The organism is Pseudomonas sp. MM211, assembly GCF_020386635.1.
Lineage (GTDB): Bacteria > Pseudomonadota > Gammaproteobacteria > Pseudomonadales > Pseudomonadaceae > Aquipseudomonas.
The window spans coordinates 1,564,700-1,585,230 of record NZ_CP081942.1 but is presented as its reverse complement, the minus strand read 5'-3'; the positions used below and the strand labels follow the sequence as shown (position 1 = coordinate 1,585,230).

At 64.2% G+C, this 20,531-nt stretch carries 22 protein-coding genes and 1 pseudogene; 22 read left to right on the top strand and 1 reads right to left on the bottom strand.

What is annotated here, in order from left to right:
• Positions 1-70 precede the first annotated feature (70 nt).
• On the top strand, positions 71-505 hold the full coding sequence (gene trxC / locus K5Q02_RS07130; RefSeq protein WP_225837778.1) for a thioredoxin TrxC: 435 nt from the start codon (positions 71-73) through the stop codon (positions 503-505).
• A gap of 89 nt (positions 506-594) precedes the next feature.
• On the opposite strand, the gene K5Q02_RS07125 is transcribed toward trxC, so the two are convergent.
• Positions 595-1,365 (bottom strand): ParA family protein, encoded by a 771-nt coding sequence (locus tag K5Q02_RS07125; RefSeq protein WP_225837776.1) that lies wholly within the window; start codon positions 1,363-1,365, stop codon positions 595-597.
• 232 nt (positions 1,366-1,597) lie between these two features.
• Here K5Q02_RS07125 and K5Q02_RS07120 point away from each other — a divergent pair, with 232 nt between their 5' ends.
• The 21 genes and pseudogenes from K5Q02_RS07120 (at position 1,598) to K5Q02_RS07020 (ending at position 20,520) form a co-directional block, all read left to right on the top strand.
• The gene (locus K5Q02_RS07120; RefSeq protein WP_225837774.1) at positions 1,598-2,311 is read left to right on the top strand and encodes a beta-ketoacyl synthase chain length factor; all 714 of its coding nucleotides are present in this window, start codon (positions 1,598-1,600) and stop codon (positions 2,309-2,311) included.
• Positions 2,284-3,093, top strand: a complete 810-nt coding sequence (locus K5Q02_RS07115; RefSeq protein ID WP_225837772.1) for a lysophospholipid acyltransferase family protein — start codon at positions 2,284-2,286, stop codon at positions 3,091-3,093. Before K5Q02_RS07120 ends, K5Q02_RS07115 begins: the two co-directional genes overlap by 28 nt.
• Positions 3,074-3,334: a phosphopantetheine-binding protein gene (locus K5Q02_RS07110; protein WP_225837770.1), complete on the top strand. Its 261-nt coding sequence runs from the start codon at positions 3,074-3,076 to the stop codon at positions 3,332-3,334. The genes K5Q02_RS07115 and K5Q02_RS07110 overlap by 20 nt, the downstream gene beginning before the upstream one ends.
• 11 nt (positions 3,335-3,345) lie before the next feature.
• The gene (locus K5Q02_RS07105; protein WP_042552284.1) at positions 3,346-3,603 is read left to right on the top strand and encodes an acyl carrier protein; all 258 of its coding nucleotides are present in this window, start codon (positions 3,346-3,348) and stop codon (positions 3,601-3,603) included.
• Positions 3,600-4,145, top strand: coding sequence for a hypothetical protein (locus tag K5Q02_RS07100; protein ID WP_225837768.1), 546 nt, complete (start codon positions 3,600-3,602; stop codon positions 4,143-4,145). The genes K5Q02_RS07105 and K5Q02_RS07100 overlap by 4 nt, the downstream gene beginning before the upstream one ends.
• Positions 4,142-5,800, top strand: coding sequence for an acyl-CoA synthetase family protein (locus K5Q02_RS07095; RefSeq protein WP_225837767.1), 1,659 nt, complete (start codon positions 4,142-4,144; stop codon positions 5,798-5,800). Before K5Q02_RS07100 ends, K5Q02_RS07095 begins: the two co-directional genes overlap by 4 nt.
• Entirely contained in the window at positions 5,797-6,546 is a 750-nt protein-coding gene (locus K5Q02_RS07090; RefSeq protein ID WP_225837765.1) for a glycosyltransferase family 2 protein, read from the top strand. Before K5Q02_RS07095 ends, K5Q02_RS07090 begins: the two co-directional genes overlap by 4 nt.
• A complete protein-coding gene (locus tag K5Q02_RS07085) occupies positions 6,546-7,481 on the top strand; it encodes an LpxL/LpxP family acyltransferase (RefSeq protein WP_225837763.1) in 936 nt (311 codons plus the stop codon). The genes K5Q02_RS07090 and K5Q02_RS07085 overlap by 1 nt, the downstream gene beginning before the upstream one ends.
• Complete coding sequence (locus K5Q02_RS07080) at positions 7,462-9,003, top strand: HAL/PAL/TAL family ammonia-lyase (RefSeq protein ID WP_225837762.1); 1,542 nt, start codon at positions 7,462-7,464, stop codon at positions 9,001-9,003. The genes K5Q02_RS07085 and K5Q02_RS07080 overlap by 20 nt, the downstream gene beginning before the upstream one ends.
• A 479-nt stretch (positions 9,004-9,482) precedes the next feature.
• A complete protein-coding gene (locus K5Q02_RS07075) occupies positions 9,483-9,908 on the top strand; it encodes an acyl-CoA thioesterase (RefSeq protein WP_225837760.1) in 426 nt (141 codons plus the stop codon).
• Complete coding sequence (locus K5Q02_RS07070; protein ID WP_225837758.1) at positions 9,905-10,513, top strand: outer membrane lipoprotein carrier protein LolA; 609 nt, start codon at positions 9,905-9,907, stop codon at positions 10,511-10,513. The genes K5Q02_RS07075 and K5Q02_RS07070 overlap by 4 nt, the downstream gene beginning before the upstream one ends.
• Complete coding sequence (locus K5Q02_RS07065) at positions 10,503-12,845, top strand: MMPL family transporter (protein ID WP_225837756.1); 2,343 nt, start codon at positions 10,503-10,505, stop codon at positions 12,843-12,845. Before K5Q02_RS07070 ends, K5Q02_RS07065 begins: the two co-directional genes overlap by 11 nt.
• A complete protein-coding gene (locus tag K5Q02_RS07060; protein ID WP_225837754.1) occupies positions 12,842-13,990 on the top strand; it encodes a sodium:proton antiporter in 1,149 nt (382 codons plus the stop codon). Before K5Q02_RS07065 ends, K5Q02_RS07060 begins: the two co-directional genes overlap by 4 nt.
• Positions 13,977-15,221, top strand: coding sequence for an NAD(P)/FAD-dependent oxidoreductase (locus K5Q02_RS07055; RefSeq protein ID WP_225837752.1), 1,245 nt, complete (start codon positions 13,977-13,979; stop codon positions 15,219-15,221). The genes K5Q02_RS07060 and K5Q02_RS07055 overlap by 14 nt, the downstream gene beginning before the upstream one ends.
• Before the next feature lie 10 nt (positions 15,222-15,231).
• A complete protein-coding gene (locus K5Q02_RS07050) occupies positions 15,232-15,960 on the top strand; it encodes a class I SAM-dependent methyltransferase (protein WP_225837750.1) in 729 nt (242 codons plus the stop codon).
• Positions 15,957-16,439 carry a DUF3261 domain-containing protein gene (locus K5Q02_RS07045; protein ID WP_225837748.1) on the top strand — a complete coding sequence of 161 codons (483 nt, stop codon included), beginning with the start codon at positions 15,957-15,959 and terminating at the stop codon, positions 16,437-16,439. Before K5Q02_RS07050 ends, K5Q02_RS07045 begins: the two co-directional genes overlap by 4 nt.
• A complete protein-coding gene (locus K5Q02_RS07040) occupies positions 16,436-17,644 on the top strand; it encodes a beta-ketoacyl-[acyl-carrier-protein] synthase family protein (protein ID WP_225837746.1) in 1,209 nt (402 codons plus the stop codon). Before K5Q02_RS07045 ends, K5Q02_RS07040 begins: the two co-directional genes overlap by 4 nt.
• A 41-nt stretch (positions 17,645-17,685) precedes the next feature.
• Positions 17,686-18,081: pseudogene (locus K5Q02_RS07035) on the top strand (ApeP family dehydratase); the annotation flags it as partial.
• 25 nt (positions 18,082-18,106) lie between these two features.
• Positions 18,107-18,835, top strand: coding sequence for a 3-oxoacyl-ACP reductase FabG (gene fabG / locus K5Q02_RS07030; protein WP_225837744.1), 729 nt, complete (start codon positions 18,107-18,109; stop codon positions 18,833-18,835).
• 19 nt (positions 18,836-18,854) lie between these two features.
• Positions 18,855-20,081, top strand: coding sequence for a beta-ketoacyl-ACP synthase (locus tag K5Q02_RS07025; RefSeq protein ID WP_225837734.1), 1,227 nt, complete (start codon positions 18,855-18,857; stop codon positions 20,079-20,081).
• Positions 20,082-20,118: 37 nt separating this feature from the next.
• A complete protein-coding gene (locus K5Q02_RS07020; RefSeq protein WP_225837733.1) occupies positions 20,119-20,520 on the top strand; it encodes a hypothetical protein in 402 nt (133 codons plus the stop codon).
• Positions 20,521-20,531 lie beyond the last annotated feature (11 nt).

Below are 20,531 nucleotides of genomic sequence, written 5' to 3'. Positions count from 1 at the left end.
ACCTGCGCCTTGCGATGCCAGGGCGCAGTCCATAGGCTGCAGAGAGTTGTATGACTTTGCGGAGCCTGTCATGAGCGATTCACCGATCATCCCCTGCCCCAGCTGCAGCAGCCTCAACCGTATCCCTGCCGCCCGCCTGAGTGAGGCGCCGCGCTGCGGCCATTGCAAGGCCGAGGTGCTGCCGGGTGCCCCGTTCGACCTGAACCAGGGCAACTTCGCCGCGCAGCTAAAGGGCGATCTGCCGCTGCTGGTCGATGTGTGGGCCTCGTGGTGCGGCCCTTGCCGCAGTTTCGCGCCGACGTTCACGCAAGCAGCCAGCGAACTGCGCACCCGCTGCCGATTGGGAAAACTGGACAGCGAAGCCAACCCGCAGCTATCCACCCAACTGGGTATCCGCTCGATTCCCAGCCTGATTCTGTTTCGTGACGGCAAGGAAGTGGCCAGGCAGAGCGGCGCCCTGCCCTTGCCGCAACTGCTCGCTTGGCTGAACGCTCAGAGCGTTTGACGGGCAGCGCGCCGGGCTACCAGAGCAACATCACCGTCGCCTGCGGTTGAGCACAGCGATACCCAGGAAATCCCTGGGCTTCGCCGCGATCAGCGTTGCTGCAGCAGGTCGTGCAGCGCGACGTACTGCTGAGTGAGCTTGTGCCGCGGATCGAGATAGATCAGCGGCGTACAGGCCTGGTGTGATTCGCGCATCTTCACCGAACTCATCAGGTTCACCGGCAGCACCGGCAGGCCTTCGGCGATCAGTTCGTCGAGCAGTTGCTGCGGCAGCGTCGCACGTGGCTGGAACTGGTTGACCACAATGCCTTCCACTTCCAGCGTTTCGTTGTGATCCTCCTTCAATTCTTCGATCTCGCGCAGCAGGCCGAACAAGGCGTTACGCGAGAAGGTGTCGCAGTCGAAGGGGATCAGCACGCGATCGGCGGCGATCAACGCGGAAACGGTATAGAAATTCAGCGCTGGCGGCGTATCCAGATAGATCTGCTCGTAGTCCTCGGAAAGCTCCTCGAGCAGTTTGCGCAGCTTGTTGATCTTGTGCTTCTGCTCCAGCTTGGGCTGCAGCTCCGCCAACTCGGCGGTGGCGGTGATCACGTGCAGGTTGTCGAAGGGCGTTTCGTAGATATCGACTTTGCCCTTCTTGGCAGTCAGCCCGCTGGACAGGGTCTGCTTGAAGAAATCGGCGATGCCCATGGGGATGTCATCGCCAGTCAACCCGGTCAGGTAGTGGGACGAATTAGCCTGAGCATCCAGATCGACCAGCAGTGTCCGGTAGCCTTGGGAGGCGCTTACCGCGGCCAGATTGCAAGCAATGCTGGATTTGCCCACTCCGCCCTTCTGATTGAAAACTACGCGCCGCATCTGCACCTCCTCCTCTCTAGTACATTGATACTAGGCATATGTTCTTGACAGTCGTGAGAAGCGGGAAGAAACGCGTCACACATCAGAAAATCGCTACTTAATGTTTGCGAGGCCAAGTTATCACCCGGATAATGCCAGCGCAGCATAGCTCCCCATCGACAGGCTCTTGTCGCATAGGACAGTCGTTCAGACAAGGAAATGCCCGGCGGGCCAAGCAGAGTTTCATCTAGACATGCATTTCAGGATTGATCAATGGCGTGCCTGGGCTCCTGGCCTGGACAGTACGGATGACTGGCTCGCCTGGAGCAAGGCGCCCGAACGCCTGCACGATACTGGCGAACAGCCTGATGTCAGCTTCCTGCCAGCCCTGCAACGCCGTCGCTTGAGCCGCCTGGCTCGCATGGTTTTCCAGGTCGCCTGGCCGCTTGCCGAGGGTCACTCGGCGCTGCCGCTGGTATTCGCTTCGCGCCATGGCGAAACGCCGCGAAGCCTGGCCATTCTTCAAGACCTTGCAGTAGCAGAGCCGCTGTCGCCGACGCAGTTCAGTCTTTCAGTACACAACGCGATCATCGGTCAGTGGTCGATCCTACGCGGCGACACCAGCGAGATGACCGCGCTGGCTGGCGAAGGCGATGGCCTGGAGATGGCCATGCTGGAGGCAGCCACGCTACTCGCCGATGGCGCGCCAGCCGTGCTGCTGGTGATTGGCGAGGAAGCGCAACCGGAGCTTTACGCCCCATTCATCGATGATGTCCCGTTCCCTTACGCACTGGCTTTACTACTGGTGCCCGGCGACGACTGGGACTTGCAGCTACGCACGGGCACCGGCCCGCGCACGCAGTGGCCGCATCCACTGAGCCTGATACAAGCTCTGTGCAATGGCTGCGCAACCCTCGAACACACCTGGAAAGAGCGCCAATGGATCTGGTCACACAAAAGCCTGTGAAGCGCTACAGCGCGCCTTACTGGTGGCGGCTGATCGCCACGGCGGCGAGCTTTACCCTGTTCGGTATCGGCGGCGTGATGCTGCGTGTGCTGGTGTTTCCGGCTTTGTCTCTGCTACCGGGCGACGCCGCCGCCCATCAGCGCCGCGCCCGGCAAGTGGTGAGCTGGAATTTCCGTACCTTCGTCAAATTCATGCACCGCAGTGGCGTGCTCACCTATGAAGTCGAAAATGCCGAACGCCTGGGCCGCCCCGGGCAGATGATCATTGCCAATCACCCTTCGCTGATCGATGTGGTGGTGACCATCGCCTTTACCCGCAACGCCAACTGCGTGGTGAAACAAAGCCTGTGGAACAACCCCTGCATGCGTGGGCCGATCCGCTCAGCGGGTTACATCAGCAACAGCGGCAGCATGGACATGCTCGACGAAGCGGCCGGCGTATTGCAGCAAGGCCAGACCCTGGTGATCTTTCCGGAAGGCACGCGCACGACGCCTGGCTGCCCACCAGAGTTCCATCGCGGCGCCGCGGCCATCGCCTTGCGTGGCGCCCGTGTGATTACCCCGGTAGTTATCAGCGTCTCACCTACCACACTGACCAAAGCGGAGCCCTGGTACCGTATTCCAGCGCGGCGTTTTCACGTTCACCTGCGGGTGGGCCAGGACATTGACCCGGGGCAGTTCGCTGCCATGGGCGCGGCACCGGTTGCATCTCGCAAACTCAACGACCATTTGCATCAGCATTTCATTAAGGAGCTCGCAAGCGATGAGCGCTCTAAAGCTTGAGATCAAACAACTGATCATCGACTCTCTGGGACTCGAAGACATCACCCCTCTGGACATCGGCGACGACCTCACCCTGTTCGGTGAAGGCCTAGGCCTCGATTCGGTAGACGCCCTGGAACTGGGCCTGGCGATCCAGAAGCGTTTCGGCATCAAGATCGATGCCGAAGCCAAGGACACCCGCACCCATTTCGCCAACGTGGCCAGCCTGGCAGCCTTCGTTGCCAGCCGCCAGGCAGCCTGAGGACAACCACCATGCAAACCCGTGACGAAATTTTCGCCACCTTGCGCGACGCTCTGGTGGAGCTGTTCGAGCTGAGCCCCGAGCGGATCAGCCTGGACGCCAATCTCTACGAAGACCTGGAAATCGACAGCATCGATGCTGTCGACCTGATCGACCATATCAAGCGCCAGACCGGCAAGAAGATTGCCGCCGAAGCGTTCAAGTCGGTGCGTACCGTCGGTGACGTGGTCGAAGCGGTGTATCAGCTGGTCAACGCGGAACCCGCATGAGCCGTCTGCTTGGCCTGCTGGTAGCGCTGGTCAGTGTGGCCTATCCGTTCGCCGTGTATTTCGGCGCGGGCCACCTTTCACCGGCGTTGTTCGCCGGGCTGCTCGGCGGCCTTTGGCTGGCGCGCCTGCTCAGCAACCCGCACGACCGTAACAGCCGCCGCATGACCGGCGCGGTGCTGGTGTTTTGCCTGCTGCTCGCCCTGGCTGACGAGCCGGCGCTGCTGCGCTGGTATCCGGTATTAGTCAGCGCGCTGTTACTGGTGCTGTTCGCCAGCAGCCTGAAGATCGGCATGCCGATGGCCGAACGCCTGGCACGCCTGCACGAACCCGAGTTGCCAGAGGTCGCGGTGCGTTACACGCGCCGGGTGACCGAAGTGTGGGCCATTTTTCTGCTCGCCAACGGCTTGGTCGTGGTAGCCCTGAACCTGTGGGCGCCGCTGTCCTGGTGGGCGCTCTACACCGGGCTGATTTCCTACCTCCTGATGGGCCTGCTATTCGCCGGCGAATGGTTGGTGCGTCAACGTGTAAGGAGATTCGCATGAACTGGCTTAGCCTCGAAAACCTGCTGCTGGAGGCGGATGCCAGCCGCCCGGTAACCCCAGCGCTCGATCACGCGCAGCTGTGTCAACGCGCACTGAGCCTGGCGGCGCAGTGGCAGAGCGCAGGCGTGAAGCACGTTGCGCTGCACCTGGAGGACGCCTCCGAACTGGCCATCGCCCTGCTCGCTGCCTGGCAGGCCGACATTCACGTGCTGCTGCCTGCCGATGCCCAGCAACAGACGCGCCAGCGCCTTGGTGCCCAGGTCGACCTGTGGCTGGAGCGCCTCGATGATTCCATGGCCGCCGCCCCGCTGGCCGCTCGCCCGCTGGATCGCGAGCGCTGCCGCCTGACCCTGTGCACATCGGGCTCCAGTGGCGAACCCAAGCTGATCGACAAGAGCCTCGGCCAACTGGCCAACGAAGTGCAGGCACTGGAGAACCTGTGGGGCGAGCGCCTCGGCGATGCGCTGATCATCGGCAGCGTGGCCGCCCAGCACATCTACGGGCTGCTGTTCCGCGTACTCTGGCCACTGTGCGCCGGACGGGTATTTCTGCCCAGGGCACTGCCCTTCCCTGAAGACCTGCAACTGGCCAGCCTGCCCCACCCGGCTTTCGCCTGGATCACCAGCCCGGCGCTGCTCAAGCGCATGGGCGACAACCTGGACTGGCCGGCACTGAGCCGCGTACGCCAGGTGTTTTCTTCTGGCGGCGCATTGCCAGCCGAGGCGGCCGCCTCCGTGCAGCAGCGTCTGGGCCAGTGGCCGACGGAAATCTACGGCAGCTCGGAAACCGGCGGCATCGCCTGGCGTCAGGGTGGCGAACACTGGCTGCCTTTCGCTGACGTAAGGCTCGAGCTGAACGACGAAGGCGCACTGCGCCTGAGCTCGCCTTATCTGCCCGCCGGGCACTGGGAACAGATGGCCGACGCCGCGCAAATCGACGCCGATGGCCGCTTCATTCTCGGCGCGCGCCTGGATCGCATCGTCAAGCTGGAAGAAAAACGCATTTCCCTGCCCCTGCTGGAACAGGCCCTGGCGCTGCACGACTGGGTCGTTGAGGCACGCCTGGGTGTATTGCAGCAGGGCCGTGCCTTTCTCGGCGCATTGGTGGCGCTGTCTCCCGAAGGCCTGCACGTGCTGCGCAACCAGGGCCGCCGTCATCTGACCGAGGGCCTGCGCCAGCACCTGGCCGGCCATTGCGAGACCATCGCCCTGCCACGCCGCTGGCGCCTGCTGCCCCATCTGCCGTACAGCAGCCAGGGCAAGCTGGGTCAGGCACAGGTCAACGACCTGCTGGCCGCCGATCGCCCCACGCGGGTCGAGCCAATCAGCGCGCGGGAAGAGCAAGGCGAGTGGCATCTGGAGCTGGACGTGCCCCTGGATCTGGCGCATTTCAGCGGTCACTTTCCAGGCACGCCGGTGCTTCCTGGCGTGGTGCAGATCGATTGGGCGCAGCAGCTCGCGCGCACCCTGATCAGCGATCTGCCGCCATTGTTCGGCGGCATGGAAGTGCTCAAGTTCCAGCAACTGGTGCGCCCTGGCGACCGCCTGCAACTGACCCTGCGCTTCGACGCCGAGCGCAACAAGCTGTACTTCACCTTCCGCAACGGCGAGGCCAGTTGCTCCTCCGGCCGCATCCTGCTCAAGGCCGCGCCATGACGCCGATTGCAGCCGTTCATCGCCCTTGCGCGCTGATCCCGGTGTACAACCATGAAGGGCCGCTGCCCAACGTGGTGACCGCGCTGCTCGACGCCGGCTTGCCTTGCGTGCTGGTCGATGATGCATCCAGCCCGAGCTGTGCTGCGGTGATGGACGAGTTGGCCAAGCAAGCCGATGTCCACCTCTTGCGCCTAGCGGACAACCAAGGCAAGGGCGGCGCGGTAATGGCCGGCCTGCGCGAGGCGCAGCGCCTGGGTTTCAGCCATGCCCTGCAAGTGGACGCCGACGGTCAGCACGATCTGCTGGCGGTACAGGCCTTTCTCGACGAATCCCGCACCCATCCCGAAGCGATTGTCTGCGGCTACCCGCAGTACGACGCCAGCGTGCCTAAGGGCCGCCTTTACGCCCGCTACCTGACTCACGTGTGGGTGTGGATCAACAGCCTGTCGCTGCAGATCCGCGATTCCATGTGCGGCTTTCGTGTCTACCCGCTGGTTGCCAGCGTGGCGCTGATCGACTCGGCGAAACTCGGCAAGCGCATGGATTTCGACTCGGAAATTCTCGTGCGCCTGTCCTGGCGCGGGCAGCCCATGCGCTGGCTGCCGACTCGTGTGCACTACCCTGCGGACGGCATCTCGCACTTCCGCCTGTGGCAGGACAACGTGCTGATCTCGAAAATGCATGCGCGGCTGTTCTTCGGCATGCTCTGCCGGGCGCCCTGGCTGCTCTACCGGCGGTGGCGCTGATGGATCGCAGCAGGCATTGGGCCGGCCAGCGCGAGCGCGGCAGTTTCGCCCTGATGAAATTCACCGCCCTGGCCTCCCGCTACCTGGGTCGCCGTGCGCTGAGCCCGTTGCTGCACCTGATCGTCGCTTACTTTTTCCTGTTTGGCGCCAAGGCGCGGCGTAGCGTTCGCCAGTATCAGAACAACCTCGCAAGCTGGAGCGGCCGCCCTGAGCTGCGCCCGACCCGTCGCTCGGTATTCGCCCAGTTCATGGCTTTCGCCGACAGCCTGCTGGACAAGCTGGACGTATGGAGCGGCCGCCTAAATTTCAGCGATATCGAGCTGATCGATCCGCACGGCCTGCACGGCCAGATGAGCGGAACACGCGGCCAGCTATTGGTCGGCGCCCACCTCGGTAATCTCGAAGTATGCCGCGCCCTGGCCGAGCTGAGCGCCCAGGTGCGCATGAACGTGCTCGTTCACACCCGGCATGCCGAGCAGTTCAATCGCCTGCTCAAGGAAACCGGCGCCAACAACCTGCGGCTGATTCAGGTCAGCGAGCTGGATCCGGCGGTGATGATGCGCCTCGCAGATCACCTGGAGCGCGGCGAATGGCTGGCGATTGCCGGCGACCGCGTGCCACTGCACGGCGAGCGTACGGTGAACGTGGACTTTCTCGGCCAGTCGGCACCGCTGCCTCAGGGCCCCTGGCTACTCGCCGGGCTGCTGCAGTGCCCGGTCAACCTGATCGATTGCCTGAAGATCGATGGCCGCTACAAGGTCATGCTGCAGCCCTTTACCGATGCCGTGCAGTGGAAGCGCAGTGAGCGCGAAGCGGTCATCCAAGGCTGGGCACAACGCTACGCCGACCACCTGGCCCAACGCTGCCTGCAAGCCCCGCGGCAGTGGTTCAATTTCTATCCGTTCTGGAACGACCATGACAACCAATCAGCCTGAAACGGTGACCTTCGGCGCTCAGCCGCTGCGTCTTGAACAGATCGTCGGCCTGGCCCAGCGCAGTGCGCGCGGCGAGCTGGATGGCAGTGCCGAATGGCGCGATCGCATCGGCCGCGGCGCACGCTTCGTCGACAGCCTGCTCGACCGCGAAGGCATGATCTACGGCATCACCACCGGCTATGGCGACTCCTGCGTAGTGGCCGTGCCGCTGCATCAGGTCGAGGCGTTGCCGCGTCATCTGTATACCTTCCACGGCTGCGGCCTGGGCAAGCTGCTCGACGAGCAGGCCACCCGTGCAGTGCTGGCTGCTCGTTTGCAGTCGCTGTGCCAGGGCATGTCCGGGGTGCGCCTGGAGCTGCTGGAGCGCCTGCAGGCGTTCATCGAACATGACGTGCTGCCGCTGATCCCGGAAGAGGGCTCGGTGGGCGCCAGTGGCGACCTGACGCCACTGTCCTACATTGCTGCGACCCTGTGTGGCGAGCGCGAGGTGATGTATCGCGGCGAGCGCCGCAGCGCCGCTGACGTGCACGCCGAGCTGGGCTGGACGCCGCTGGTGCTGCGCCCCAAGGAAGCGCTGGCGCTGATGAACGGCACCGCGGTGATGACCGCCCTGGCCTGCCAGGCCTATTCCCGTGCCGATTACCTGCTCAAGCTGGCGACGCGCATCACCGCGCTCAACGTGATCGCCCTGCAGGGCAACCCGGAGCACTTCGACGAACGCCTGTTCGCCGCCAAACCGCACCCGGGCCAGAATCAGGTCGCCGCCTGGATTCGCCAGGATCTGGCCATCGACGCGCCGACCGCGCCGCTGCATCGCCTGCAGGATCGCTACTCGATCCGCTGCGCACCGCACGTGCTTGGCGTGCTGGCCGACAGCCTAGGGCTGCTGCGCCAGTTCATCGAAACCGAGCTGAACAGCGCCAACGACAACCCACTGATCGATCCCGATGAAGAGCGCGTGCTGCATGGTGGGCACTTCTACGGCGGGCATATCGCCTTTGCCATGGACAGCTTGAAGAACCTGATCGGCAACCTCGCCGACCTGCTCGACCGTCAACTCGCCCTGCTGGTCGACACCCGTTACAACCACGGCCTGCCAAGCAATCTATCCGGCGCCCCAACGGAAACCGCGATGATCAACCATGGCTTCAAGGCCGTGCAGATCGGCGCCAGCGCCTGGACGGCCGAAGCGCTGAAGAACACCATGCCGGCGAGCGTATTCTCGCGCTCCACCGAATGCCACAACCAGGACAAGGTGAGCATGGGCACCATCGCCGCCCGCGACGCCCTGCGCAGCCTGGAACTAGCCGAACAGGTCGCCGCGGCCACGCTGCTGGCTGCCAACCAGGGCGTGTGGTTGCGCCAGCGCGCCGAGGCCACCGTTTTGCCGGCAGCCCTGGCGGACATGCGCGGGCAACTGGGCGAAGACTTCCCGCCGCTGATCGAAGATCGCGCCCTGGAAGGCGAATTACGCCTGTGCCTGCTACGCATCCGTGCCCAGCACTGGAGCCTGTATGCGTAACGCATGCTGTGCAGGAGCCATGCTGGCGATAACGCGGTTGAAATCTGCTTCGGTGTTGCCGCGTAAATCGCTTTCGCTGGCAAGCCAGCTCCTACAGAGCGTGCAACACGACCGCGTAACGCAGGTATCCGTAGGAGCCGGCTTGCCGGCGATAACGATGTTGAAATCCACTTCGGTGTTGCCGCGTAAATCGCTTTCGCTGGCAAGCCAGCTCCTACCGAGCGCGCAACACGACCGCGTAACTCAGGTATCCGTAGGAGCCGGCTTGCCGGCGATAACGATGCTGAGATCCGCCTCGGTGTTGCCGCGTAAATCGCTTTCGCTGGCAAGCCAGCTCCTACCGAGCGCGCAACACGACCGTGCAGCTCAGGTATCCGTAGGAGCCGGCTTGCCGGCGATAACGATGTTGAAATCGGCTTCGGTGTTGCCAGGTAAACCGCTATCGCTGGCAAGCCAGCGCCTACAGGGACGAAGCAGTTATGCGTAGCAAGGGCGTACTCCAGGCCGAGGTGGAAATCCTCGTGCCGTTCTTCGACGTGGACATGATGGAAATCGTCTGGCACGGCCACTACGTCAAATACTTCGAACAGGCCCGTTGTGCGCTGCTCGACCGCCTCGACCACGGCTACCCGCAGATGCGCGACAGCGGTTATGCCTGGCCGGTGATCGACCTGCAGCTGCGCTATATCCGCGGTGCCCAGTTCGGCCAGCGCATTACCGTGTGCGCCGATCTGGTGGAGTGGGAAAACCGCCTGAAGATCCATTACCTGATCAGCGACACCGCCACTGGCGAACGCATGACTCGCGGCAGCAGCGTGCAAGTGGCCGTGGAAATCGCCAGCCGCGAGATGCAGCTGGCCTCGCCCACGGTGTTTATCGATGCCGTGCAGCGGGTGATCGGATGAAAGCCCTGGCCCGCATCGCCCTGGCATTCGGTCTGCTGCTGACGACGCTGGTCAGTCAGGCCGACGCCTTCAGCCTCGACCAGTTGAGCAAGCAATTGGCGCAACACCCGGTGGTGCGCGGGCCCTTCATTCAGGAGAAACACCTGCGCGCCCTGCCCCAGCCACTGACCAGCAGTGGCGAGTTCGTGCTCGCCGCCGACGCGGGTCTGCTCTGGAAACTGCAGAAACCGCTACAACAGGAATACCGCATCGACACCAAGGGCATTGCCCGACGCAGCGCCGACGGCTGGCAGATGCAACCGGGGCGCGATGTTGCCGCCCAGCAAAGCCGCCTGTTTCTCGATGTGCTCAAGGGCAACCACAGCGGCCTGGCGCGAGATTTCGACCTGCAACTAAGTGGCGACGCCAAGGCCTGGACGCTGACCCTGCTGCCGACCTCGATGCTGCTCAAGCAAGTGTTCAGTCGTATCGAGATCAGCGGTGGCGAACTGGTCGAGCGCATCGAGCTGCACGAAACCCAGGGTGACCGCACGCTGATGCGCATGCCCGCCAGCGTTTCGGCCGATGCCCTGAGCGAGCAGGAGCGCAGCGATTTTGCCCGCTGAAGCCGGAAAATCACTTATAGAACGCCGCCTGCCGCGGCTGTTCGCCGTGCTGCTGCTGGCGCTGCTCGCACTGACTGCCTGGCAGTGGCGCAGCGGCCCGCCGGTGGCGGCCAGCATGCTCGCCCTGCTGCCCAGCGGCGCAGGCGATGCACGCCTGCAACAGGCAGAAGCACGCATGCAGGAACCCATTCAGCACGACGTGCTGGTACTGGTCGGCCACCCTGAGCGCGAGCGTGCCGTCGAACTGGCAACAACTCTCGGCCAGCAATGGCGCGACAGCGGCCACTTCGAACGCGTGCGCTGGACACTCGACAGCGATCTCGATGCGCTGCGCCAGAACCTGCGCGAAAGCCGCCTCAACCTGCTGCCAGCAGCCGACCGCCAGTTGCTGACCGAGCAACCGCAAGCCTTCATCGAGCAGCGCGCTGCCGAGCTGTTCGATCCCTTCGCCTCCTTCAGCCTGCTCGCCCCAGAACAGGACTGGCTCGGCCTCGGCGGGCGCGCTCAACAGGCGCTGAGCTTTGGCGGCCGCGTGCAGCCGGACCTGGCCAGCGGCGCCCTGCTGGTCAAAGAACCAGGCATGACCTGGGTGGTGCTGAACCTACACAGCCGCGGTGACGCCTTCGATATGCAGGCGCCGCTGGCCATCGCCCAGAGCATCGAGGCGGCGCGCGTCACGACTGAAGCAGCCGGCGGCCAGTTGCTCGCCACTGGCGGCGCGCTATACGCCGCGGCAGGTCAGAGCAAAGCCATGGGCGAGATGACCCTGATTGGCGGCGCCGCCAGCCTAGGCACCCTGCTGCTGTTGCTGCTGGCCTTCAGGCGCCCGCGCGTGCTGCTCAGCCTGCTGCCCATCGGCGTCGCCCTGCTGGCTGGCAGCGCCGCCTGCGTGCTGATCTTCGGGCAGATCAACGCCCTGACCCTGGTACTCGGCGCCAGCCTGATCGGCGTCGCCGCCGACTACCCACTGCATTACCTGAGCAAGAGCTGGGGCCATGCCGAGTGGCGCAGCTGGAGCGCCCTGCGCAGCACCCTGCCGGGTTTGAGCCTGAGCCTGGGCACCAACCTGATCGGCTACCTGGCACTGGCCTTCACGCCGTTCCCGGCCCTTACCCAGATCGCGGCGTTCTCCGCCGCCGGCCTCATCGGTGCTTATCTCTGCTCGGTCTGCCTGCTCCCCGCTTGGCTGGACGGCATGCAACTGCGCCCGGCACCGCGCCTGTTGGCGGTTGCCACGCGCCTGTTGAGCTGGCATTCCCGCGTGCAGAGGGGCAACGGCAATTTCTGGCTGCTTGGCCTGTTCCTGCTGTTCTGCGCTGGCGGCATCTGGCAACTGCACAGCCAGAACGATTTGCGCCAATGGCTAGGCAAGGATCCGGCGCTGTTCGCTCAGTCGCAGCGCATCGTCGAACTCACCGGACAGCAGCCCACCAGCCAGTTCTTCCTGGTGCGCGCCAGCGACGAGGCGCAGCTGCTGCAGCGCCAGCAGGCGCTGGGCGCACGCCTGGATACGCTGGTGCAAAATCAGCAGTTGCGCAGCTACCTGTCGCTCAATGGACTGGTAGCCCCTGACGCCCAGCTGCAATCGCTGCGTGCTGCCCTGACAGAGCTGCCGAAGCATTGGCAGGCGCTGCTCGACCTCGGCGTGCCGGTAAGCGCCTTGCAGGCCGAGCTGCAGCAACTGCTGGAACAGCCGCAAACCACTCTGGATCAAGCCCTCGCCGGCCCACTGGGCGAGCCGTGGCGAACCCTGTGGCTCGGCCGCGACGACAGCGGCGTGGCGGCCATCGTCAGCCTGCAGGGCCAGACCGACAGTGCCCTGCTACAAACCGCCGCAGATGGCCTCGACGGCGTACAACTGGTCGACCGCCTGGGCGAGTTGAACAAGCTGTTCGCCGCCACCCAGATCAGCGCCGCCGAACTCAAGCTGATCTCCTGCCTGGCGATCGTGCTGCTGCTGTGCATCCCGTTCGGTATCGGCGGCGCCCTGCGGGTGGTCTGCCTGCCGCTGCTGGCCGCCCTCGCGGCGCTGGCCTGCCTGGGTTGGCTGGGCCAGCCACTGACCCTGTTCAGCCTGTTCGGCCTGCTGCTGATCACTGCCATCGGTGTCGATTACGCCATCCTGATGCGCGAGAACATCGGCGGCCCGGCAGTCAGCCTGCTCGGCACGCTGCTCTCGGCAGTCTCCAGCTGGCTGTCGTTCGGCCTGTTGCTGATCAGCCAGACGCCCGCCATCGCCAACTTCGGCCTGGCCATTAGCCTTGGTCTGATGTTCTGTTTCCTGCTGTCGCCATGGGCCGCCACACGGTCTGACAAGGAGGCCGCAGCATGACCGTGCTCGGTTTCTGGCTGCTGGCCCTGGCGATCTACGCGTTGGTCAGCATCGTTGGCGGTCGTCGCCTGATTCCCATCGTCGGCCAGTTGCTGGTCGCCAGTCTGGCGGTTCCCGCGCTGCTGCTAGGCTGGGTGGAACCACACCTGCAACTCAGCGCAACCGACCTGCTCGCGCCCATCTGGATAGACCTGCTTTACGGCCTGTGCTTCGCCCTGCTGCTGGGCTATATCCTCAGCGACGTGATCGATCTGGAGCTGAGCCCGGCATGCCTGAAGATCGCCCTGCCAAGCTTTCTGATTCCGCTGCTGGCCGGCCTGACTTGTGCGCTGTGGGTGCTGCCCGGCGACTATGGCTGGCTGAGCGCGGTGGGTATCGGTCTGCTGTTCTCGATCACCGCGATCCCGGTGCTCTATCTGTTCCTGCAGAGCATTGACTATCCGCCAGCGGCGACCAAACGCCTGCTGCACGCGGCGATCCTGATGGATTTCATGTGTTGGAGCCTGTTCGGTCTGGCCCAGGGCAGCAGCCACCCGATCAGCCTGCTGTGGCCGCTACTGGCCGCCGCCCTGCCGCTGCTGTTGCACGTACTGAAGCTGCGCCACCCGCTGTTCTACAGCCTGCCGTTCTTCGCGCTGATGGTGCTGCTGCACAACCTCAAGCTCAACGCGTTGGTATTCGGCATCGCCTACATGCTGTGCCTCGCCGCGATCCGCGTGCCGTTCCGTCTGCCGCTGCCAGAGCGCCAGTGGAAGCTGCTGATGAATGGCCTGGCCGTCCCGCTGATTCTCACCTGCGGCGTCCTGCGCGTGGACTTCCACGGCATTGACGCCACGGACTCCTGGTTCGCCGTCGGCGTGCTGCTGGTGGCGCCGGTGGTCAGCAAGGTCGTGGGCAGCTGGCTTGGCCTGCACTGGGCCGACCCGGCCGCATCGGCGCAGATCAAGTGGCGCGAAAGCATGCTGCTGAATATTCGCGGCCTGACCGAAATCGTGTTCCTCAACCTGCTCCTGCAATTGCAGCTGATCGATGCAATGGTCTATTTCGGCCTGCTGCTGATGAGCCTGTTCTCTACTCTGCTGCCAGCCCTGTTGGGCCGGCGCGCTTACACACGCGAGGCGAAACGCCGCTATGAAGTCTCCTGAAGTCCAACACCATCAGATCGTCGTAGTCGGTGCGGGCCCATCCGGCGCCATCGCTGCCGCCATCCTCAAGCGCAAGGGCCACGAGGTGCTGATCCTCGAGCGCCAGCGTTTCCCGCGCTTCTCGATTGGCGAGAGCCTGCTGTCCCATTGCCTGGACTTCGTCGAAGAAGCCGGGATGATCGACGCGGTGCGCGCTGCCGGCTTCCAGACCAAGCACGGTGCAGCCTTTGCCTGGGACGATCGGTATACCGACTTCGACTTTCGCGAGACCTTCACGAAAAGCTTCGGCTCGACTTTCCAGGTGCAGCGCGCCACGTTCGACAAGGTGCTGGCCGACGACGCCGAACGCCAGGGCGTGACCATCCGCTACGAAGAGGAAATCGTCGCAGTGGACTTCAGCGGCGAGCAACCGCTGCTGTCGGTGCGTCGCCTGGCCGACGGCTACGAGTACCAGGTGAGCTGCACCTTCGTATTCGACGCCAGTGGCTATGGCCGCCTGCTGCCGCGCCTGCTCGACCTCGAGCTGCCGTCCAACCTGCCGATGCGCAAGGCGCTGTTCACCCATATCGAAGACCGTATCGATCACCCGGCCTTCGACCGCGAGAAGATCCTCATCACCACCCATCCGACCCTGCGCGATGTGTGGTTCTGGACCATTCCGTTCAGCAACGGCCGCTGCTCCCTGGGCGTGGTCGGCTTGGCCGAGCGCTTCGACGGTTACCCGGAAGACAAGGACGCGGCGCTCAAGCAGTTCGTCGCCGAGACGCCGAGCCTGACCAAGGTGCTGGGCAACGCCGTCTGGGATACCCCGGTGGGCGAGATCAAGGGCTACTCGGCCAACGTCAAAACCCTGCACGGCCCTGGCTTCGCGCTGCTCGGCAACGCCGCCGAGTTCCTCGACCCGGTGTTCTCTTCCGGCGTGACCATCGCCATGCGTTCGGCGAGCATGGCCGCCAACCTGCTGCACCGTCAGTTGAGCGGGGAAAGCGTGGATTGGGAACTGGACTTCGCCGTGCCGCTCAAACGCGGCGTCGACACCTTCCGCGTTTACGTGGAAGGCTGGTACGACGGCAGCTTCCAGGACGTGATCTATTACCCCAATGCCTCACCCGAAATCCGCGCCATGATCAGCTCCATCCTCGCCGGCTATGCCTGGGACGAACGCAACCCGTACGTTGCCGAGCCGCGCCGTCGCCTGCGGGTTCTCGCCGAGTTGTGCGCCAGTGCCTGAGGAGATTGCGATGGATCGCGCCGCATCCAACTACGTCGAGGAAACCGGTTTCGGCTTCTGGTTCCTGCAAAGCCACGTGTGGCAGCACCATGTGCTGCGCGTGGCCATCGATGATCTGCACACGCTGATCAGCGGCCCGCTGCCGAGCGCTCCAGTGCTGCTGGACGCTGGCTGTGGCCAGGGCAAATCGTTCTCCCTGCTGCAACGGGCCTTTCAGCCAGCCAGCATCATCGGCCTGGATGCCGACCCGCACAGCCTCGACTGCTCGCGCGCCGAAGCACAGCGCCTGGGCCTGGACGTGCAGCTCATCGCCAGTGACTGCGCGGCAATCCAGCTGCCCGATGGCAGTGTCGACATCCTCTTCTGTCACCAGACGTTCCACCATCTGGTCGAGCAGCAACAGGCCCTCGCCGAATTCTGGCGCGTGCTCAAGCCGGGTGGCCTGCTGCTGTTCGCCGAGTCGACCAAGTACTACATCGATACCTGGGTGATTCGCTGGCTGTTCCGCCACCCGATGGAGGTGCAGAAGAGCGCCGACGAATACCTGAGCATGCTGCGTGACCAAGGCTTCGAGTTCAGCGAGCGCAATGTCTCCTACCCTTACCTGTGGTGGAGCCGCTCCCAGGACTTCGGTCTGCTCGAGCGCTGGGGCATTCGCCGGCCGAAGCCCTTTGGCCAGCGCAATGAAACCCTGGTCAATGCGGCAGTGCGCAAACCCTTCGAGCAGACGCCGACATGAACAAGCTGTTGCTGCTCGCCTGCGCGCTATTGCTGACGGCCTGTGCCGCCCGCACGCCGCTGCCCGAGTCGTCACCAGCGCTGGTAGCGCCCTTGCCGATATCGCTGCAAGTAAGCACAGCCGATGGCCAGGACTGGCTGCTGGTGATTCAGGCGGAAGGCGGCAGCCTGCGCCTGTCGCTGTTCGACCCGCTCGGCGTACCTCTGGCTCGCCAGTCACTGATCGCCGGCGCCTGGCACAATGACGGCCTGCTGCCGCCCAACGGCGATGCCCGCGAACTGTTCGCCGCGCTGCTGTTCGCCCTCACGCCGACTGATCAACTGGCCCATACCTACCATCAAGCCGATTGGCAGCAGCAAGGCGCCGACAGCCGACAGCTGGCGCCCAACTGGCACATCCAGTACACGGCGCCGCTGGCCATGCGCCTGGATAACGGCAAGCAGCGCTACCGGGTGAGCCCACTGGAGACACAACCATGATCGCTCGACTCGACGCCCTCGGTGTGGTCTGCGCCCTTGGCCAGGGTAAGCAGGCAGTGGCTGATGCCCTGTTCGCCGGCGATACCAGCGGCATGCGCCGCCAGGCCGGCTGGATAGCGGAGCGCAGCGTGACCGTCGGCGCGGTCGAGACGCCGTTGCCGGACATGCCAGCTGGCCAGGAACACGCGTCGAGCCGCAACAACAGGCTGCTGCTGGCCGCGGCGCTGGAAATCCACGACGAGATCCAGGCCGCCATCGCCCGGCATGGTGCCGGGCGCATCGCCGTGATGCTTGGCACCAGCACCTCGGGCATCGCCGAAGCGGGCGAGCATATCGCTGCCTACGTGAACGACGGCGTGCTGCCTGCCGAGTACCACTACAGTCACCAGGAAATCGCCGCACCGGCCACCTTCCTCGCCGACTGGCTGGGGCTGAGCGGGCCGGTGTACTGCCAGTCCACCGCCTGCACCTCCAGCGCTCGCGCCCTGCTCAGTGCCCAGCGCCTGCTGCAACTGGGCGTGTGCGATGCCGTGCTGTGCGGCGGTGTCGACAGCCTCTGCAAGCTCACCCTGAACGGTTTCGCCAGCCTGGAGGCGGTATCCGACGAGCGCTGCAACCCATTCTCGATCAACCGCCACGGGATCAATATCGGTGAAGCCGCAGCCCTGTTCCTGATGACCCGCGCGAGCGACGACGATCACGCCCCGGGCATCGCCCTGCTCGGCGGCGGCGCCAGCTCTGACGCCCACCATATTTCCGCGCCTCATCCCGAAGGGCTGGGCGCCCAGCAGGCTATGCACAAGGCGCTGAGCGCGGCAGGGCTGGCGGCTGAACAGATCAGTTATCTGAACCTGCATGGCACCGCCACCACCCACAACGACGCCATGGAAAGCATCGCCGTGCAGGCGCTGTTCCCTGCGGGCGTGGCCTGCTCGTCGAGCAAATCACTGACCGGTCATACCCTCGGCGCTGCCGGGGCACTGGAGGCTGCGTTCTGCTGGCTGACCCTGAGCGATTACAACGCTGCCAATCGACTGCCGCCTCATGTCTGGGATGGTCAGGCCGATACGCAACTGCCACGCCTGAATCTGGTCGATGCGACCGCCCCTGCACAATTGCCAGCGGATGGGCGCCGTTACCTGATGAGCAACTCGTTCGCCTTTGGCGGCAACAACCTGTCCTTGATTTTAGGAGACCTGCCGTGAGTGTCTGGCCCGTCGCCGAGCTGGTGCCCCACGCTGGCGACATGATTCTGATCGACGAAGTGCTGGCGTTTGGCGCCGAGCATATCGAGACCCGCCTGGTGGTACGCCCGGGCGGGCTGTTCAGTCATTCGGACGGCAGCCTGCCCGCGTCGGTCGGCATCGAGCTGATGGCCCAGAGCGTTGCGGCCTTCGCAGGTTGCCACGCGCGCCAGCAAGGCCGCCCGGTGGAACTCGGCTTCCTGCTCGGTACGCGCAATTTCACCTGCAATGCGGATCGTTTCCCGGCCGGCAGTACACTGCACATCACCGCCACCCGCTCGCTGCAGGATGACAACGGCATGTGCGTATTCGAATGCCGCCTGCAAGGCCCGGACATTCTCGTCGAGGCCAGGCTGAACGTGTTTCAGCCCCGCGATGTGGCCACCTATATTCAGGAACCCCCCTTTCTCAGGAGCCGTCTGCATGAGCGAGACCATTCTGGTCACCGGATCGAGCCGCGGTATCGGCCGTGCCATTGCACTGCGCCTGGCGCGCGCCGGTTACGACCTGGTGCTGCATTGCCGTTCGCGCCGCGATGAGGCCGAAGCGGTGCAGGCGCAGATCGAAGCCCTCGGCCAGAGCGCCCGCATCCTGCAATTCGACGTGGCCGACCGCGCCGCTTGCCGCGACGCCCTGGAAGCAGACGTGGAAGCCCACGGCGCCTATTACGGCGTCGTGTGCAATGCTGGCCTGACCCGCGACGGCGCCTTCCCGGCGCTCAGCGAAGAGGACTGGGATGTGGTGCTGCGCACAAATCTGGACGGTTTCTACAATGTCCTGCATCCATTGACGATGCCCATGGTGCGCCGCCGCAAACCTGGGCGTATCGTCTGTATCACCTCGGTTTCCGGGCTGATCGGCAATCGCGGCCAGGTCAATTACAGTGCCTCCAAAGCCGGTATCATCGGTGCGGCCAAGGCGCTGGCCATCGAGCTGGGCAAACGCAAGATCACCGTCAACTGCGTGGCACCGGGGCTGATCGATACCGAGATTCTCGACGAGCACGTACCGCTGGAGGAGATTCTCAAGATGATCCCGGCGGCGCGCATGGGCACTCCGGAAGAAGTGGCCGGCACGGTGAATTTTCTGATGTCCGAAGAGGCGGCTTACATCACCCGCCAGGTAATCGCCGTGAATGGCGGTCTGTGTTGATCAAGAGTGAAGTTGCACGATGAAGCGCGTAGTCGTTACCGGCATGGCCGGCATTACCTCCCTGGGCGATAGCTGGGACAGTATCTCGGCGAATTTTCGCGCCAACCGCAACGGCATTCGTGTCATGCACGAGTGGGATCGCTTCAGCGAAATGAACACCCGCCTGGGCGGCCCGGTGGATGACTTCGTCGTGCCCAGCCACTGGACGCGCAAACAGCTGCGCAGCATGGGCCGCGTATCGAAGCTGTCCGTCTATGCCGCCGAACGCGCGCTGGCCCACGCTGGCCTGCTCGGCGACCCGCTGATCGGTGACGGCCGCATGGGCGTGGCCTGCGGCTCGTCCACCGGCAGCACCGACGAGATCAAGGCGTTCGGCAACATGCTGCTCAACTCGATCGCCGACGGCCTCAACGCCAACTCCTACATCCGCATGATGCCGCACACCACAGCGGCCAATATCAGCATCTTCTTCGGCCTCACCGGCCGACTGATTCCGACCTCCAGCGCCTGCACCAGCGGCAGCCAGGGCATCGGCTATGCCTACGAAGCGATCAAGTTCGGCCGCTTGCCGCTGATGCTTGCCGGCGGTGCCGAGGAGCTGTGCCCGACCGAAGCCATGGTCTTCGACGCGCTCTACGCCACCAGCCTGAAAAACGATGCGCCGCACACCAGCCCGCGCCCCTACGATCAGGGCCGCGACGGTCTGGTGATCGGTGAAGGCGCCGGCATGCTGGTACTCGAAGAGCTCGAACATGCGCTCGCCCGCGGCGCCACCATCTACGCCGAAATCGTCGGTTTCGGCTGCAACGCCGACGGCCAGCACGCCACCAAACCGGTGCAGGCCACCATGCGCCGGGCCATGGAGCTGGCGCTGGAAGACGCCGCGCTGGCGCCGGATGCCATCGGCTACGTCAACGGCCATGGCACCGCCACCGAGCAGGGCGACGTAGCGGAAACCCAGGCCACCAGCAGCCTGTTCGGCACGCGCATGCCGATCAGCTCGCAAAAGAGTTACCTCGGCCACACCCTGGGCGCCTGCGGCTCATTGGAATCCTGGTTCAGCATCGAAATGCTCAACAGCGACAGCTACGTGCACACGCTGAATCTGGATCAGATCGACCCACGCTGCGGCGAATTGGACTATCTGCGCGGTGAATTCCGCGAGATGAACAATGAATACGTGATGAACAACAATTTCGCCTTTGGCGGTGTCAATACGTCGTTGATCTTCCGACGCTGGCACTGAAAAACCGTAAATTTCACACTGACAAGGAACATGGATGATGTCTCGTTTCAGCCGCATTGCCCTGCTCGCCCTTCTTGTTCTGGGCATCACCGCCTGCACCTCAAAGCCGGTGGTAAACATCGAAAACAGCGCACCGCCTTCCGCGGTTAAGGGCCAGGAAGACATGCGCCGGGCGATTCTCACCGCCCTGCAACGCCGTCAATGGACGGTCGAGAGCGCGGATCAGGGGCAGATCCTGGCGTCGGTCACGCGCCGCAGCCACCAGGCGAAAGTCACCATTCCCTATACCGCATCGACTTACTCGATCCGCTACCGCGACAGTCGCAACCTCGACTACCGCAACGGCAAGATCCACCGAACCTACAACACGTGGACACAGAATCTCGATCGCAGCATTCAGCAGGAATTGAGCAGCCCTTCCCTTTACATGCCCCAGTAAACACTCAAGGA

Bases quoted from the DNA above. Each gene is read 5' to 3' on its own strand.
- K5Q02_RS07095 (WP_225837767.1), top strand. From the start codon at position 4,142: ATGAACTGGCTTAGCCTCGAAAACCTGCTGCTGGAGGCGGATGCCAGC.
- K5Q02_RS07115 (WP_225837772.1), top strand. From the start codon at position 2,284: ATGGATCTGGTCACACAAAAGCCTGTGAAGCGCTACAGCGCGCCTTAC.
- K5Q02_RS07080 (WP_225837762.1), top strand. From the start codon at position 7,462: ATGACAACCAATCAGCCTGAAACGGTGACCTTCGGCGCTCAGCCGCTG.
- K5Q02_RS07040 (WP_225837746.1), top strand. From the start codon at position 16,436: ATGATCGCTCGACTCGACGCCCTCGGTGTGGTCTGCGCCCTTGGCCAG.
- K5Q02_RS07090 (WP_225837765.1), top strand. From the start codon at position 5,797: ATGACGCCGATTGCAGCCGTTCATCGCCCTTGCGCGCTGATCCCGGTG.
- K5Q02_RS07060 (WP_225837754.1), top strand. From the start codon at position 12,842: ATGACCGTGCTCGGTTTCTGGCTGCTGGCCCTGGCGATCTACGCGTTG.
- trxC (WP_225837778.1), top strand. From the start codon at position 71: ATGAGCGATTCACCGATCATCCCCTGCCCCAGCTGCAGCAGCCTCAAC.
- K5Q02_RS07085 (WP_225837763.1), top strand. From the start codon at position 6,546: ATGGATCGCAGCAGGCATTGGGCCGGCCAGCGCGAGCGCGGCAGTTTC.
- K5Q02_RS07075 (WP_225837760.1), top strand. From the start codon at position 9,483: ATGCGTAGCAAGGGCGTACTCCAGGCCGAGGTGGAAATCCTCGTGCCG.
- K5Q02_RS07120 (WP_225837774.1), top strand. From the start codon at position 1,598: ATGCATTTCAGGATTGATCAATGGCGTGCCTGGGCTCCTGGCCTGGAC.
- K5Q02_RS07105 (WP_042552284.1), top strand. From the start codon at position 3,346: ATGCAAACCCGTGACGAAATTTTCGCCACCTTGCGCGACGCTCTGGTG.
- K5Q02_RS07025 (WP_225837734.1), top strand. From the start codon at position 18,855: ATGAAGCGCGTAGTCGTTACCGGCATGGCCGGCATTACCTCCCTGGGC.
- K5Q02_RS07020 (WP_225837733.1), top strand. From the start codon at position 20,119: ATGTCTCGTTTCAGCCGCATTGCCCTGCTCGCCCTTCTTGTTCTGGGC.
- K5Q02_RS07070 (WP_225837758.1), top strand. From the start codon at position 9,905: ATGAAAGCCCTGGCCCGCATCGCCCTGGCATTCGGTCTGCTGCTGACG.
- K5Q02_RS07045 (WP_225837748.1), top strand. From the start codon at position 15,957: ATGAACAAGCTGTTGCTGCTCGCCTGCGCGCTATTGCTGACGGCCTGT.
- K5Q02_RS07110 (WP_225837770.1), top strand. From the start codon at position 3,074: ATGAGCGCTCTAAAGCTTGAGATCAAACAACTGATCATCGACTCTCTG.
- K5Q02_RS07050 (WP_225837750.1), top strand. From the start codon at position 15,232: ATGGATCGCGCCGCATCCAACTACGTCGAGGAAACCGGTTTCGGCTTC.
- K5Q02_RS07125 (WP_225837776.1), bottom strand. From the start codon at position 1,365: ATGCGGCGCGTAGTTTTCAATCAGAAGGGCGGAGTGGGCAAATCCAGC.
- K5Q02_RS07055 (WP_225837752.1), top strand. From the start codon at position 13,977: ATGAAGTCTCCTGAAGTCCAACACCATCAGATCGTCGTAGTCGGTGCG.
- fabG (WP_225837744.1), top strand. From the start codon at position 18,107: ATGAGCGAGACCATTCTGGTCACCGGATCGAGCCGCGGTATCGGCCGT.
- K5Q02_RS07100 (WP_225837768.1), top strand. From the start codon at position 3,600: ATGAGCCGTCTGCTTGGCCTGCTGGTAGCGCTGGTCAGTGTGGCCTAT.